The following is a 16079-nucleotide window of genomic DNA, read 5'->3' on the forward strand; positions in this document are numbered from 1 at the left end:
TTACGCCAACTAAGCCATCCGTTTCACGTAAATATCGTAGTTGAATTTGATTTGTCTATACAGGTACCGCAGGGACACAACCAACTTGCTTTTGCTAAGACCTAACGCGCCGGGGCTGTACGTGCTTGGTTCTTCCTCGGTATTTTTTTGCTGAAACAACTGCTTGTAGTCGTTATAAAACAACCCTTTTCCTTTGTGGCGGATAAAGGAAATACACATCTGGTACTCCGTTCTATCGGGCCGGACACCTTCCACATAGCGACCAAATCGCGCGAAGAACGAGCTATGCCGTAAATGCGGATGGTCGCTGTAAAAGTAAACTTTGTTGTAATCCGTGGCCCAGGCGGGAAAAACCATTTCCGAATACTCGTTATTGAAAGGCTTTAGGTACGGATAGCGTATGTACGAATAGAACCGGATAACATCGAAATCAGGACGCTCCTTTATGATGCCCAGGGCTTCTACCAACCGATCTGGAAACGCAGCGGTTGGTTCAAAATCCTCTTGAACGTACAAGGTATATGGCGTGTGAACGGCGTCCTGGCCCTTGTTGATGTTATTACCAAGCCCTTTGTTGACCGGCGTGGTAACCAAATCAAATGAAAAAACTCGCTGTAAGTCGTTTAGCGTATCCAGGTGAACGGTTGCACTGCCATCATCCGACACGACAACAGCGCCAAACTGGCAATTCAGGTTCCGAAAACTCACCAGCAGATTCTCCAGCGAGTGGCTTCGATTGTAATGTGTTATCAATAGCGTAACGGCTGGAAAATGGTAGTTCTGGCGCATGGATGGAAAATAATAGACTAAAGCAGATGCGATCAAGTTACCTCACCGGACAAGCATAACCTGTCCACTTCGAACGAAATGACGTTCCTCATTTTTCGCGTTTAAAACACTGTAATCAATTGTCCAGGCGTAGGCTCCTACCGGACAAGGCTGATTGCGAAATGTACCATCCCAGTGCACTTCAGCCTGCCGACTCGAAAAGATCACACTCCCCCACCGGTCATAGACCCGGAACGAATACGAAGTAAAATCACCGGAATGAATGACAACTAACTTATCGTTGACAGCATCGCTATTGGGTGAGAACGCATCCGGTATATAGACATCTTCCAGATGGCAATTTTCCAGTTCAGCCTGTACCGTATCGCTGTACGTACAGCCGTCCAGATTGGTTTCCAGCCAGTAACTTCCCGGCGTGCTAACGGTTAGCTGCCGGTTTTTGCTTTGATCGGACCAGACAAAACTGGTACCCGCTGGCAACTCATTAGGCACCTGCAAGACCACTGGCCTACCATCGCAAAGCGCCAGATCATCACCCAAATTAAATGGTGCGTCAGGACGACCGTTCACAATGAGCACGTTCGACTCAGCCGAACACTGCGACCGGCCAATAGCAGCCGAATTGATTGGCTGGGCGTTTCGCAGTCGATAATAGGTACGTCCCGCCCGAACGGGATTGATGGTATAGGTTGCCTGGCCGCTTCCAGGAACCGGCGTCCAGTTAACGTTGTCGGCACTTTGTTGCCAGGCATACACCGGATTAGGGTATCCGGCAGCGGCTCCGACGCTCAGTGTCAGCCGGGTATCGGCACAAACCGTTGTTTCGGAAGCGCTTGTATTTGGGAACTGGATCGATAAGCTCGGGTGAACGGGTCGAAAGCTGATATCATCAATGATCAGATCGTTTCCACAACCCCCTAAGCCTTTGTTGATCAGCTTAACCACAACATCGTTGGCGTTCGTTTGAATAACGAAGGGCATACTCAATTGAACCCACACCGGGTTGGCAGAGCGCGTTACGGCAGGCTGCACTACTTCGCGTATCAGCGTGCCATCGGCTTGTTCTACCCGCATCGCGATGATCGGGTTGCGCAGTATGTATTCGTCACAGATACCCGGTTGCAGTACTTTATTGATGTTCAGCACCCACATCGAGAATTCGTAGGTGACACCGGGACATAATCCTTCGGCTTTCTGACTAAAAAACTCGCTGGGCTGAAACGAAGCGTTGACAATAAACATATTGCCTTTTACGTCGCCGGGCGTATGGTCTTCAGTTACAGTATGCCAGGCATCACCGTGACAAGAGCCATCTACCGCATCCACGATGTTGTACTCACCATCATTCGGACAGGCGGCCGCCCGGTACATAAAATTCGTTTGGCCGCTGGGCAACGCGCCACGAGGACCCGCGCCGAATGTTTCGCAGATAATCGCTCCCGGCGCACATTGGGCCAGACTGGTCGTATGAACCGCTAAAGGCAGTAGAGCTAGTAGAATAATCCAGTACAATAATGCCGACTTGCATTGACAAACGAGCATAGCCAAAGGTGGTGTAAGCGAGAAACAACAGATTTTAGACTAACAAATAGCTAAGCCGTCAGGCAAAAAAAGCACTTAATTATACATTGACGGTCAAACTGGTCATTAATCAGCTATTTCACAGGGTTATTACCTTTAACTTTTCCGCTAAACACACGCCTAGTTGTTTAGCGATGTTTTTGTGTCGTGCGGCTGCTGGGCAACGAACATGCTGCTGAACCGACGCAATTCGATGGCAACCCGAACGAATAGAGTCCGCGAAAAAGAACCGTCTTTCTCCAGTGTTCTGGTCCCCGTCCAGACCCGCGCTTTAGGTGACTTCACTTGTTTCACCGTACCGAACTGCATCAGATCGAAGCACATACGACCATCTTCCCCGCGAATTTTCTTCATCACGTACCCGACTTTCAGGGCGTATTCCCGAACGTAGCCGATGCTGATGCCGTAGGCGTTCAGGTGAGGCCGTTTCATGTGCCGGACTTCGGCAATAGTGTCTTTCATCCGCTCGAGCATCGAGAGTTTCCAGCGCGTAAATCCTTTTTCGGGATTCGGGATAAACGAGTATCGTCCGTACACGCAGATAACGCCCGGCTGCTGCAACACCGCCATCATTTCATCAATCCATTCGGGTGGGTACAGACCATCGGCATCGGCGGTCAGCAAGTACTTTCCTTTTGCCTGTTCCAGCCCCATCTGGCGAGCGGGGCCCCATCCCTGAATCGGTTGAAATACCGAACGAATGCGTAGCTTGTCCAGCGTTTTCTGCGTCTGATCCGTCGAATTATTATTGACCACCAGGATTTCGAACGGTATGTTGGTCTTCATCTTCGCCAGCGACGCGATGCTACGCAGGATGTTGACCTCTTCGTTCCAGGCCGGAATGGCAACGCTCACGACTGGATTAGGCTTCAGAACCGCTTCCAGATCACGGTTGATGGACTCAAAAACCGATTCAGGAATCTCGTCGAACGAAGCGTAAGGGTAATTGAATTCCTGAATCCAGGCTGGGGCTTTTAGAATGTTCATATACTACAAGCGTTAAGGTTAGCTATTATACAGCCGCCATATTAGCCGCCGATGTCCGGGTGCGCTTAGACGATACCGATTGAAGAATAAATTCGATGTGCCGGTACGTAAACAGCGACAGCACATGCACCCCAGCCAGGCAAATCAGGATGTAAAGCAACTCCCCGCCATTGGTGTGAGGCACCTTGATCAGCTTAAAAAGAACCAGATCCATGACGGACAAGATGACCGTATGGTTGAGGTAGTACGAGTACGAGAGATTGCCCAGGAAGGCGAGTCGTTCGCTGGCCAGCAGCTTGGAAACAGCACCCGTCTCCTGCGAAAAGGCAATGATAACGAACGCAAACAACAGCGGCATTAGCCAGCTCTGCTCGTGCGTGAACGAACGAACCGATAGTATGGTCAGAGCCAATAAAATGATTTCGGTGAATGAACTTTGCCAGTACCCGAAATCCGCCGTAAACCGCCGACGTATCCGATACGCCAGCATACCGATCAGAAAGCTGTAGACACACCGTATGAACCCGTAGTCGTAGTTGTAAATGATGCTACCGTTATGCCGGACGATAAACCAGGTTAGCAGACTAAAGCTCAATCCACAAATAACCAGCAGGTTTTTACGAAACACAACCAAACAAAGCGCCCAAGCGATGTAGGTGTAGAACTCTACGCTGATGCTCCAGCTAGGACCATTCCAGGTTACCTGATCAAACAACCCCAGCGACTGAGTAAGGGTCAGATTCGACAGGAAAGAGATAAGCGTCTTGTCCTCGGCAAATACCGGATTGGATAGCTTAACAACGTAGTGATCAACGACAAACCGAAAGGTTTCAAAAAGCAGTACCAGCAACAGAGTAAAGAGATGTAGCGGATAAAGCCGCTTGAAACGCTTAACCACGAACGGCTTTATACTCTCAAAATCGGTGATCTTGTTGAAATTGCTATGGGTCATCACAAACCCTGACAGCACAAAAAAGAAGTCAACAAAAATGTCGCTTTTCGCAATGAAGACATTGCTTGCCAACAGGTTAAGGTGCTGCATATGGAATAAAATAACCATAATGGCAGCCAGACCGCGAAATGAATCAACCGCTCGAAATCTCATACCAACACCTGTTTTGCTGACCTTGGAGAAACCAATGATTTATATACGTCCAGCGTTTGGTCAATGGATTTTTGAAGCGGGAAATCCGCCAACCGCTTCACTCCTTTCTCGACCAGCTGTGCTTTGAGCGTTGTCCCCGTAAGGACGGTTTCCAGCTTGTCGATTAAATCGTCCATGCTGGTCGGTTCGAAATACACGGCGGCATCGGCGGCAACCTCCCGAAAACATTCCGTATCGCTCAGCAGCATCGGGCAGCGTGCTTTAAAGGCTTCCAGGATCGGTAAACCAAACCCTTCGTAAAGCGATGGATACACGAACAACTGCGCATTCTGATACAGAAAATTAAGCTGCTCGTCCGTGGCGTTGATGTGCCGTACCCGATCCGTAAGCCGCAACCGATTCAGAAACTCCCGGTCGGCAATTTCCAGTTTGCCACCCCCCGTCAGAATCACGTGCAGATCCGGAAAACGATGAGCGATCTTCTGGAAGGCATTCATGAACAGGTAAAAGTTTTTGTAGCCGCTGCGGTCGCCCACAAACAAAAGATACTGTTTGGGTAGCTGATCGACCGGCTGAACCCGTAAAGGCGTTTCAATATCGATGCCGTGATAGATAACCGATACTTTGGCCGGATCTACGTCGAAAAAACTAAGCAGATCTTTCCGGGTGGTTTGCGAAATGGTTATGATCGAATCGGCCCGGTCAATATTCAGGCGCTTCTGATACGTGAGCGGGTCCTGCGCCCAGAAGTATTCAGGCAGCCGCTCGTAGGTCAGGTCGTGGATTGTAATGACCAGCGGCTTTTTTAACGATTGCAGAAAGTACGGATCGTAGTAGGTCGGGTGAAATACGTCGAACTCATTTTTCTTCAGCAACTGCTGGCAATAGAACTTATTGAGCTCATAATCATACCGTTCCTTTCGGCCGAGTATCCGATCACCGAGTTTGCCTTTGAGCGCCAGAGGTTCGTTCTGAATGTAATGGTTCTTGGCGTGCAACACCCCCAGCTTGTAGGAAATATCCTTCGTCTGTTTGATACCCTGGATGATATTGGCAAAGTATCGGCTGATGCCTCCGTACTTTTGCGTAGTGAATTTCTGATGATCGATGAATACGTTTATCATGGCAGGGCAACGGCGTTGAACAGATAGGTGGCGATAAGTTTTAAAGGGCTAGCCAGGTGGCCGGAAGCAAATCTTTTGTGTTCCAGGTGGGTTGTTGCTTGTACCACTTCTTAGGCGTAATGACCAGCTTGTCAGGATTCGGATTCAGCCATGCGCCCCACCAGCTAAATGAACTGTTGGCAATGATGTGATGCTTACAGCGGCTCATCAAAACCAGGTCAGCGACATCACTGTCTGCACCGGAGTTACGGACAAAAACAGCGTTATCCGGTAAGGGCAGATTATCGCGCACCCACTCCTGATCGTCACTAAAAATAAAGAACCGGGGCGCATTCACCTGTACCTGTAGTTGATTGAGTGCCTGCTCGTAGTAGGATAATCCGACAAAACCGAAGGTCTGACTAAATTCTGGGTGGTTTACGTAATCCCCCCGCCGGATATGAACCGAAACCGGCATCGAAGCCGCCTTGATCAATTGCTCGTACTCGTCAAACTCAGGGCTTGGATTAGAAGTGAGCGTCAGTTCGCGCCGGATTGTGTCCGCACTTTCCCGAAAGTATTCTTCCGATTGCCAGAAACCATCCAGGGTAATACAACTGGCTCTGGCTTGCGGCACACTGGTGTCAAAATGAAAATGCTTTTCCTTGAGAAACAGAAAAAAAGGTGGCAAACTGCGGTTTGGCAGCAGTTTTGTCGCTTTTGATACGTACTCCGCCGGTGAATTTTGAAGTACGCGGTAAGGCACTGCGAAGTGCTTTAGCTTAAAAGCACGGGGTGTATCCGTGTCATAGGTATAATGATAGTAGCTTAGATCCAGGTAAAGCGATGTTTTGTTCTTCAGCGCCAGATGCCGGGCAGCCGCGAACTGAAAAAGCTGATTGCCTAAACCGCTGGTTATTCTACTGATAATCATCTTGATCTAAAAATGCTTCATTAAGAGACAATAGTTCTACTCAATTCGCCTTAATAACAACTTGTTATTTACGACTGTTAACTTTAAAATTACAATTTATACCTAAACGACCCAAATCCATAATTAAACACTAATCGAAATTTAATAATTGGTACGTAAATACCCCAACACCTCCGCCCGATCACGAGCGTGAAGAATCGTGGCTCCCGACAGTTTAGGGAACAGGTTTTCGTATTCGTTGAAATGGTGCTCCATTCCCCAGTTTGGATTCGACAAAATAATGTTGGTCCCGCCAAAGCAGCTAGCCAACGCAGCTGTACCACCGTGCATGGATATGAAGTGATTCGCATTGGCGTACACCATCAATTGCAGATGATTGTAGTTCTTAGCCACCGACGGGTGATACTGTGTGTATAGATCGTCCATCAGGATCACATCGGGATGCGTTTCCCGCAGCCAGGCATGTTCATTCAACGACATGGTTTCGCTGTTGTCCTGAACGATCTGGGTAGGCAACGGACGATTGTAAACAATCTGGTATTTAGCGCCGTACGTACGAATAATCTGATCGAGCGTCGGAATGTCGAGGAAGTTGATAGGCGGCTGATCCCACTCGATATTGTACTTGTTGGCAATGACCAGCAGGGGTTTATCGTACACAAAGATATCGTTCCGGTAGTGGGCTTTGTACGGCACCTGCACCCAATTCCGAAAGCTGTATGAGTTGCTGTGCGTCATGTTGGGTACATCGTAGTGCGCGTAGGATTCCGTCCAGACCCGCTTTTCAAAACGCTCCTCATGATCAGGACTGAAAAAGTAAAAATCCTTGGTATGCTTCGCCGAAATCGTTTTGAGTAACGTACCATTTAAGTGATGCCAGTAAGCAAACGGTAACACGTAGCGAAGTTCCTGATCGAACTCGCCGTGGTAACTAATCACTTTGTATTTTTTCTTTAGTACATAATCACGTACGATGTAACGTCCCTGAACCAGCTTACAGTAGTAATTGTCGCGCACAAAATACCGCAGGTCCTTGCGGAGATTAGGGTATTTTACGCGAGCAACTACGTACAAGGATTTCAGGATTAACTTTTCCAGGCTAGGCATAAATCAGGCAGCTTTACCAAATGTTTTAAGTTCGGCGAGGGGATATTTGAATCGAATTGTCAAACCAACGTAGATCAGTCCACCGATGATGATTTCTGTCACCAGATTGACCACACTGATTGAATCGGTATACGACTTATACAGTTCAATGGCACCGATCATAAGCAGACAGAACAGAAGGGGTTTGGCAAAATTCTGCGCAAATTCGCGCATAAACGGACCAATCAGCGAATAGACGATCCGAAAATTAATGAGCAGGTTCGACATGGTGGCAATCAAAAACGCCGAGGCAATACCAATTACCCCCCAATATTGAGCCAACACGTACACCAGCGGAATTTTAATAAACAGCGTCGCCACGTTCAGGTAGAACAACAGCTTTGGTTTACCCTTCGAAAACGCCAGCGTAAACAGCGGATTACTCAGGAACGTAAAGATGCTGACAAAGACAAAGATTCGAATGAGTATAATCGTCGGCTCCCAACCGGGACCGTAAAAAAGCGGAACGACACTGTCAGCCGTGATAAACAAGCCCGCCAGCAAGGGCAGATTGATGTAGCTGAGCAAATCCAGAATCGTCAGATACGACTTTTTCAGTTCGTTCGTGTCCCCCTTGAACCGCGCCAGAATCGGGTAAGCCACTTGCAGGATAATCGGGCTTAGCCGTGAAATCGGAAAAACGGCGAGTTGGGAAGCCAGCGTGTAATAGCCAAGTGGTTTTACCCCCAGCATCCCGCCTACCAGAATGTTATCCGAATTCGCCTGCACGAACCCAACGATTCCATCCCCCACATTGTACAAACCGAAGCGCAGGTGATCCTTGATTAGATTCAAATCGAACTTTAGTACCGGAGAAAATAGCTTGCGTCCGTACATCAGTTGCAGAATCGACTTGGCCGCCTGCTGCGCCAGTTGCCCGTAGATCAGCGCCAGTTCAGCAAAACCGGTATAGGCCAGCACAATGGTCGTTGCTGTTCCGACGACGGTACCCGTTATATCGATGCTGGCTACGGCTTTGAACCGCAACTCTTTCTGAAGCAAAAACAAATAAATCTGCCCAACGTATACGATGATAAAATACAGCGACGACAGTTTGATGACCTGCTCCAGGCGGGGTTCTTTGTAGTAGGCAACGACCAGCGGCCAGCTAAAGAAAACAACAACGCCGATGACCAGGCCCAGCACTAGATTCAATAGGTAAATCGTGGAGAGCACCTCCCGGTTTTCTTCCTGTTTGTAAATAATCGAGTTAGAAAAACCGAGATTGGCGAAAATACTAAAAAAGGCGATCAGCAAGGTGCTGACGCTGACAATGCCAAACACCGACGGCTCCAGCAGCCGCGCCAGAACGGCCACCTGACCGAACTGGAACAGCGTAGAAATCGCCGTCGATGTACTCATCCACTTGCCACCACTGATGGCCTGTTGCTTGTGACTCATTTGGATTGCTGATCAAAAACCCGTTCGCCAGTTGGTGCCCCGGCTACAACCTCGTTCGGCTCCGCAAACCGCTTGGTACGGACCACACCCTGCTCGATATCGCCAACCGTTGGCGCATCCGTATCGCCCCCTTCCACTTTGTTTAAGGCGATCAACACCGGATGTTTCGCAGCTTTCGAGTAAAGGGTAAATAACTGTTTATCCCGACGCCCCCAAAGCGTATGAACCGTCAGGATCATGAGCGAAACGGCACTCCGATTGACCAGATGCAAAGGGATCGGACTACCCACCAGCGCCGGCAACTCCAGAATAATTTTCTGAAACCCACTCATTTCTACAGACTCTTCGCGGGAGAGCAGATCTTCGGGCTCCCGTACGTTCATGAAATTCGGGTGCAGATCATACGGAAAAAAAGCGATACCCTCCTGCTCGAACTTGCTATCGGTTTGCGCAATGCGGGGGTACAAATAGGCCACCCGCTCACCTGACTCCGCGTACAACCGGGACAGGCCGTGCGCAAACCATGTTTTCCCTTGTTTGGCTCGTAGACTAAATAGGGTGATCACGGGTGGATGGGCTGCTACGCGCTGTTGCTCAATTTCAATGTTGATGGCGTTACCCAGTTGCTCAAACATACTGACGGCAGCCCGGCTAGCTTTGGAGTTGACCGCAAATTTCTTCACGGTTGGGAATACCGCCGTAACCGAGCTTCCAACTCGCTGTTCAGCCTGCTCCAGGGAGTTGATGCGCTTATCGGCCCAGATGCGCAGAGCGGTGAGCAACAACGCAATCACAAAACCAGCCCCTGCCCCAATGGCGGTAAAAAGCCAACGTTTAGCCGGTTGTGGCGAGAACGGAAATACCGGCGGGTCGAGCACGGACAAGGACCCATCGATGGCAATATCCTGCCGGTGGGTCGTTGCCTGATTTAGCGACTGAACTAGTGCCAGGTAGTCTTTTTCAGCCACGGTCATGTCGCGGGTAAGTTGCCGCTGCTCAGATTCCAGGGGCGAAAAGGCGGTCGATTCTTTCTGGTATTCGTCCAGCCGTTTCTTGATGACGTCCATCCGCGCACCCGACTCTTCGAATTCCAGCACCTTCGCTAGCCACTCATTCACAAGCCTCATCTTCGGAATCGATTCGGCGGTGTTATCGGCCGCGAAGTAGTTCTGCGCAATCTGTTTCAGTTCCGCCGATTTCTGGTCGATCTTAGCCTGAAAACGGTCCAGAGCAGCCTGGGGCTGCCCATTGGTACGGGCGTTTATCAACTGGGATTCGGCCTCGGTCAGTTCGGCTTGCTTATCCGTAAGAGCGGTATTGATTTTCAACAGGTTTCCGCCCTGCGACATGCGCTGATTAAGAGCATCCATTGCCGCTTTAGCGGCCCGGTTGCGCATTACTTCGCCACTGTACTCTGTTACCAACGCATCACGGGTGGTTGACCGTGTTTTCAGTTCGTCTTCGAAGTTGAGCACATTGTGCTGCACGTTAAACGCCCGTAGTTTTGATTCGGCATTGTCCAGCTGCTTTTTGGCTTCTTTTGTTTTCGCTTCGTAGTACTCCACAACCGGATTGGTCTCCCCGCTCTTCAGCGATGTGTACCGCTGGTTCAGCTCTTTTATAGCCAGGTCCAGCGTTTGCTGCGCAATGGCCGGATCGTCGGTTTCGTACTCCATATCCAGCATATCACTGGCGCTTCGGCGGGTTGCTTTCAGCTTTTTGCTGATGTAGTCAGGCGAGTACGGTAAGCTACCGTCCTGCATCAGCTTCCGGATAGGGTTATCGGTCTGGCTCCGCGACAGGCTATCGATCCGGCTACGGGTATACGCCAGATCATTCCCACGCACCAGCGACTGACGCACGTTTGCCGGTATAGCCTTCTGTAGTTGCTGGAAGCTGGCAGCCGAAAGTTGCTGTGGCGAGGGTTTGGTCACCTGCAAGTGCTGACTTAGCAAATCCCGGCCAACGTTGTAAAGCGTCTGGTTGGAATTAAGCGTCGTCAGGATGTTGTCGAAAGCATTACTCACTCCCGAATAATCGGTCTGGAAACCTTCCTGCGTTGACCGGAGCGAGTAGCCCGATGTCAGACCCGTGTACAGAGTAGCCTTTGTTTTATATGTACTTGTCTCATTCCGCATGAAGTAAAAAACGGCTCCTGCCCCCAGGCACGGAAAGACAATAAACCAGATTAGATGCTGCTTCAATAGCCGCCCAAGTCCTTGAAATGTCATAACGTTAGCTGCGTTTCAATTGGTTAATAGGAACTCCTACAAACAGTTCAAGCGCGTATATCGTCTTGATAAACTGCGTCTTGGCTTGCTCAACTGTTGATCGTGTTTCGGCGTACCGGTTGCTATTAAAGGCGTGTGTTTCGGGGGTAATCTTTCCTTTCTGCAACTCCACCAGCCCAATTTGGTAAGCGGCCAGTGACGCCTGATCGTCACGCAACCGAATCTGCAAAATCCGCTGGGACAGAATCAAATCCTGATACAGATTGAATAAGTCGCGCTTCAATTGAATTTCGGCGGTACGACGGCGCTCTTTCGTGGATTCGTAATTGGCACGGGCCAGCTTGATCTGCTGGGGACGACCAAACAAATCATGAATGCTTATGGCAACGTTTACCCCCGCCCGATAACCGTTTGAGATCTGCCCCAACTGATCGCTTACATTCGTGCCCGTCGACAGGATAGCCTGATTACCGGACGAGTAATTGTAGTACCCGGTTACATTCTGTAACACCTGAAGCTTGGAAAGTTGTAAAGCAGCGAGCTGTGCATTTGAGACGGCTCCTTCAAATTTTACCGATGGCGAATACGCTAACGCCAGCTTATACATTTCGTCAAACGAGACTAACTGCTGGGCAATGTCCCGATTGAAGTCAAACGTCATACTATCGATAGGCAAACCGTCGGCGGGCGATGCGATTGGTTTCGGCGTCGCCTGCGCCGGGGTAGCTCCATTCTGACTGTAGCTTGCCGTGTACCCTGCGATCAACAGAACCAGTACCAGCGCACACAGCTGGATAAAGCGGCTCAGTCGATCAATCCTTATTCGTTTCATGTTTATGTTGTAGGGATTTATTGTTCATTGAGTAAAAGCTACTTTCACTCAGGCGGGCTGTTCCTGCCGCCAGGCTTTGGGTATCTGCTGAATAGCGGCTTCAAATTCGTGCGCGCGTCGCTCCCAGGAATTGGCCTGTGCGGTATGTACCCGCTCCTGGATGCGCTGAGGGTCTTTGTCGGCGAGGGCGCGTCGAATAGCCTGCGCGAAGGACTCCGGTGTATCAGCCAGTTCAATGATGCCCGCAAAGTCATCAAGAATTGAAAAAGGAGTCGATACCACGGGTAAACCAGCGGCCAGATACTCGTTGATTTTCAGCGGATAAATTGTATACGTATGTTTGTTACAGACGAATGGGATCAGCCCGACGCTTAGCTTTGCCAGTATGGGAGGCAAATCGGCAGGCTGACGGGGTGGAATAAAGGTTACGTTGGGGAAGGAATCCAGACGCTCTGGCAGCTTGGGTTCGTGCACCTCTCCGATAAACTGAAATTCGACATCGGGCATCGTACGAGCGCAGTATTCCATGATATCGATATTAACCCGGTTATCGGCGGAGCCTAAGTATCCCACAACTGGTTTTACGGGTGGCTGCTGCTGGGCCAGCTGGCGGGTTTGGTTAAACAGCTCAAAGTTGGCACCGTTCTTCACGCAGAAGGTGTTGGGTTGCAGTGCTGATTTGTCCTGCTTCAGGGCTTCCGACGTAGCAATGACCCCATCAACCCGCCGGATGTAGGCGTCTTCGTAGCGCTGTCCGTGCCGACTCATCCAGTCACCCACAACGGAGATTTCGTCGAAGCAGTAATAGATCGTCGCGCACTCATTCAGCTTTCCCAACAGCGGCAAACCGATCACCGGATTGAACGCATTGATAACCAGAGGACGGTGCATGTTCAGCCGACGCATCACATCGCGCAGACCACTAATCAGCCGGTCGGTATTCCAGTGCAGTACCTGATCGTGCGAGCGGGCCGCCAGCCAGTTGATGGGCAACATAACCGGTGGAGACCAGACGTACAGCTCTCCCCCATGTTCCGTCGTTATTTTAGACAGCGGATTGTTCAGGTGCAGGATGTTCCGTACGGGTATATCCTGCCGCCCTGCAATCCCCTGCGCCAAATCCTTCACGGTGTATAGATAATCGACAAAAAGAACCCGATGGCGAGCCGACAATTCGGTCATAAGCTGCACGACCGCTTTTTGGAAGTCACCTTTCCAGGATGTTTGCGCAATACAGATGATGCTATCAAATTGCTTCATAGGGCTGGGGCGTAGGTAGGTGATTGGTTAATCGAGGATTCGGAAGTAGCTGACCGGGTGTCCCACCGGTAACAGGTAGCAATCAGCATGGTACTGATGTAAATGACGCCGTTCGTTGGGAACTGCCCCAGAACCGGATTGGAGTAACCCATGAGGGCAATACCGACAAACTCCGCCAGAAAGCCGTACATAATTTTGACCATCCAGGGGTCTTTGAGCTGCCAGACCTGATAGATACCCACCAGTACCAGCCCTACCAGCATCATAATGTACAGCGTGACCCCAACGCGACCCGTTTCCATCCAAAGCTCTACGAACCAGCTGTCGGGGGCAATATGAGCCGCCCAGTGCCAGGGCGAAAACCGAGCACCACCATCGGTTGATGTGCCAATGCCTGCGCCAAACGGTAGATCTTGCAGGTACGTACGCATCTTAGCCTGATTCTGAAGTCGCAGGATAAACGATGGGTCGTTCATCGGCGTCAGTGCCGACCGCATCCGTTGCACCTGGTAGTTGGAGCTACCCACGCTCGTGTACATCAGGAGCAGAAAAAGCGGCACCGCCAGAACAACACCAGCGATCAACTTGGGAATATCACGTTTCAGCAACAGATAAAAGGGGAAACCCGCAATCAGGACGAAAAGAGCGCTTCGGGTTCCGGAAACGGCATAGCCCCAGAAATAGACCAGCGCCAGAACGGCAAAAAACGCCTTGTACTTAATCGATTTTTCTTCAAAAACCCGGGTTATAGCCACCAGCGTTGCACCGGCCATCTCGGCCCCGAACTGGGCGGCATCCGAATAAAACGAGAAACAGCGGAGCTGACCAAACAGGATGTGCGTAGCCGCGTTGCCACTATCCAGCCAGATTTGCTCGTTCGTTGTCAGACCGATGTATTGCTGTTTGAAAGCCCAGAGCGCAGCCAGAAAGGACCAGCTGAGCCAGGAGTTGACCATAATTTTAACGTCGTTGCGGGTGATGGGAATAACCAGCACCATGATGGATACCAGGAACCAGTGCAACGAAAAGGCCCGCACGTGTAAAAACCAGGCTGGCCGGTAAGGCGCTTCGGGGTTGAACAGTTCGATGACCGTGTACAAAAACCAGATACCGATGAGTGCGAAAGCCGGACTACGCAACCGACGCCACTCCATGCGCTGGCCGTTGATAAACAGACTGAACAGGATCAGAAACAACAAGCCATCGACCGACACCCCCACGGGTATAGACGCTGGCAGGAACCGGGAAAAACCGACGATAAAAACCAGTTGTAAATAAACGAACAGGCCAAACCGGGGCTCCAGCAAAATGAGCAACACCAGAAGCAGCGCAATCGGCAAGAGCACCGCCAGAACAGCGCCGGTAGGGCCGACCCGACTGATTAAAAAGCCCACCCCCACGGTGTACAATCCGCCGAGCAAACTGTACAGCCAGAAATGGTTCGAGAGCTGATTTCTCAAAAAAGATGCTGACTGTGCCATAATTAATCCGTACTCCTAAACACTTAGATAAGCGCATCCACTGCGTTGGCGCGTCGTACTTTCTCCCAGGTTCCCGACTGGTTTCCCCGGAGATAGCGGACTAGTCCAGCGAGCGCACATACGTTCATGAACGTGAAATAAAACGGAACAAAAACTGCCTTCCAGCGCAACTGACGCTTTTCGAGAACATATCCCAGCCAGGCCGCACCGTAAAAAAGTATCTGTGCCGCCAAAAGCAGACCCCAGCCCGAAGTCCAGCCATCGCGGATAACCAGCCCGATATTGAACAGCAGAATCAGGGGCAGACATAGGGGCGTAACGGCCCAACGCATCACCCGGTGCGAGACGTACTCAAACGTCAATAAGCCGTACCGGAAAGGATTTAATAATTTTTTCAACCAGACCATCGATTGGAAACCACCAGCCGCGATTCGGATTTTGCGTTTTTGTTCGTCAATGATTGAAAACGAAGGCCGCTCGAGTGCGTAAGCCTCCGGCTCGTACGTAACCCGGTAGCCGCGTCCCGCAATCAGGAGCGAAATCATAAAATCGTCGAGAATGGTATCGGGCGATACGGGTTCATACAAGTCGGTACGAACGGCGAATAACTCACCCGCGGCTCCAACGATTGTGTGTAACTCGGCATCCCATTTTTTCAACTGCGATTCATACTTCCAGTACAGCCCTTCGCCTGAACCAGCCGCCGACTCGCTATCCTCCGTCAGAATGCGTTTTTCACCCGCTACCGCCCCAACGTTTGGATCGCGAAAATGCCGCACGATGTTTCGAACGGCTTCCGGATTGAGTTGGGTGTTGGCATCGGTGAAGATGACAATCGGTGTTTGAATCGTCTGCATCGCGCGGTTCATAGCCGCGACTTTACCACGGCGTTCGCTTCCCCCGAGCACCTCGACCGCATCACCATACGTCGCCTTCAGGAACGTATCTGAGTCATCGTTCGACCCTTCCGTTACAAACAAAAATCGAATGTGCTCCCGTGGGTACACCTGTCCAAGCGAATTCGCTACCTTGGCGGGCAGGCAATCTAACTCATTATAGGCCGGTACGATCAGGGTCACATCCGGCGTAAAGTCGTCCGATATATTGGTTACCACCGGGCGTTTTGGCCGTAGCTTAATTAATGCCCAGACTACGACCCCGTAACCGAGGTAGGTATACACAACAAGTCCTATACAAAGAAGTAACAGTAGTTCCATTCGTATGTCATT

The 16079-nt window shown here is 50.4% G+C and carries 13 protein-coding genes; all 13 read right to left on the reverse strand.

The window, feature by feature from the left end; translation table 11 throughout:
• Positions 1-9 precede the first annotated feature (9 nt).
• Positions 10-789, reverse strand: coding sequence for a glycosyltransferase family 2 protein (locus tag LQ777_RS16020; protein WP_232558938.1), 780 nt, complete (start codon positions 787-789; stop codon positions 10-12).
• Positions 790-831: 42 nt separating this feature from the next.
• Positions 832-2331 carry a T9SS type B sorting domain-containing protein gene (locus LQ777_RS16025; protein ID WP_232558939.1) on the reverse strand — a complete coding sequence of 500 codons (1500 nt, stop codon included), beginning with the start codon at positions 2329-2331 and terminating at the stop codon, positions 832-834.
• A 159-nt stretch (positions 2332-2490) separates the two neighbouring features.
• Positions 2491-3357: a glycosyltransferase family 2 protein gene (locus LQ777_RS16030; protein ID WP_232558940.1), complete on the reverse strand. Its 867-nt coding sequence runs from the start codon at positions 3355-3357 to the stop codon at positions 2491-2493.
• A gap of 25 nt (positions 3358-3382) precedes the next feature.
• Positions 3383-4462: an acyltransferase family protein gene (locus LQ777_RS16035; protein ID WP_232558941.1), complete on the reverse strand. Its 1080-nt coding sequence runs from the start codon at positions 4460-4462 to the stop codon at positions 3383-3385.
• Positions 4459-5586, reverse strand: coding sequence for a glycosyltransferase family 4 protein (locus LQ777_RS16040; protein ID WP_232558942.1), 1128 nt, complete (start codon positions 5584-5586; stop codon positions 4459-4461). The genes LQ777_RS16035 and LQ777_RS16040 overlap by 4 nt, the downstream gene beginning before the upstream one ends.
• Positions 5587-5626: 40 nt before the next feature.
• Entirely contained in the window at positions 5627-6499 is an 873-nt protein-coding gene (locus LQ777_RS16045) for an alpha-1,2-fucosyltransferase (protein WP_232558943.1), read from the reverse strand.
• 141 nt (positions 6500-6640) lie between these two features.
• Complete coding sequence (locus tag LQ777_RS16050) at positions 6641-7597, reverse strand: hypothetical protein (protein WP_232562863.1); 957 nt, start codon at positions 7595-7597, stop codon at positions 6641-6643.
• A gap of 12 nt (positions 7598-7609) precedes the next feature.
• Positions 7610-9046: an MOP flippase family protein gene (locus LQ777_RS16055; RefSeq protein WP_232558944.1), complete on the reverse strand. Its 1437-nt coding sequence runs from the start codon at positions 9044-9046 to the stop codon at positions 7610-7612.
• A complete protein-coding gene (locus LQ777_RS16060) occupies positions 9043-11277 on the reverse strand; it encodes a GumC family protein (protein ID WP_232558945.1) in 2235 nt (744 codons plus the stop codon). The genes LQ777_RS16055 and LQ777_RS16060 overlap by 4 nt, the downstream gene beginning before the upstream one ends.
• Before the next feature lie 4 nt (positions 11278-11281).
• Positions 11282-12109 (reverse strand): TolC family protein, encoded by an 828-nt coding sequence (locus tag LQ777_RS16065; RefSeq protein ID WP_232558946.1) that lies wholly within the window; start codon positions 12107-12109, stop codon positions 11282-11284.
• Positions 12110-12157: 48 nt separating this feature from the next.
• The gene (locus tag LQ777_RS16070) at positions 12158-13369 is read right to left on the reverse strand and encodes a glycosyltransferase (RefSeq protein ID WP_232558947.1); all 1212 of its coding nucleotides are present in this window, start codon (positions 13367-13369) and stop codon (positions 12158-12160) included.
• On the reverse strand, positions 13366-14850 hold the full coding sequence (locus LQ777_RS16075) for an O-antigen ligase family protein (protein WP_232558948.1): 1485 nt from the start codon (positions 14848-14850) through the stop codon (positions 13366-13368). Before LQ777_RS16075 ends, LQ777_RS16070 begins: the two co-directional genes overlap by 4 nt.
• 23 nt (positions 14851-14873) lie before the next feature.
• The gene (locus LQ777_RS16080) at positions 14874-16067 is read right to left on the reverse strand and encodes a glycosyltransferase family 2 protein (protein WP_232558949.1); all 1194 of its coding nucleotides are present in this window, start codon (positions 16065-16067) and stop codon (positions 14874-14876) included.
• Positions 16068-16079: the final 12 nt, after the last annotated feature.

The sequence above is a fragment of the Spirosoma oryzicola genome (assembly GCF_021233055.1).
Lineage (GTDB): Bacteria > Bacteroidota > Bacteroidia > Cytophagales > Spirosomataceae > Spirosoma > Spirosoma oryzicola.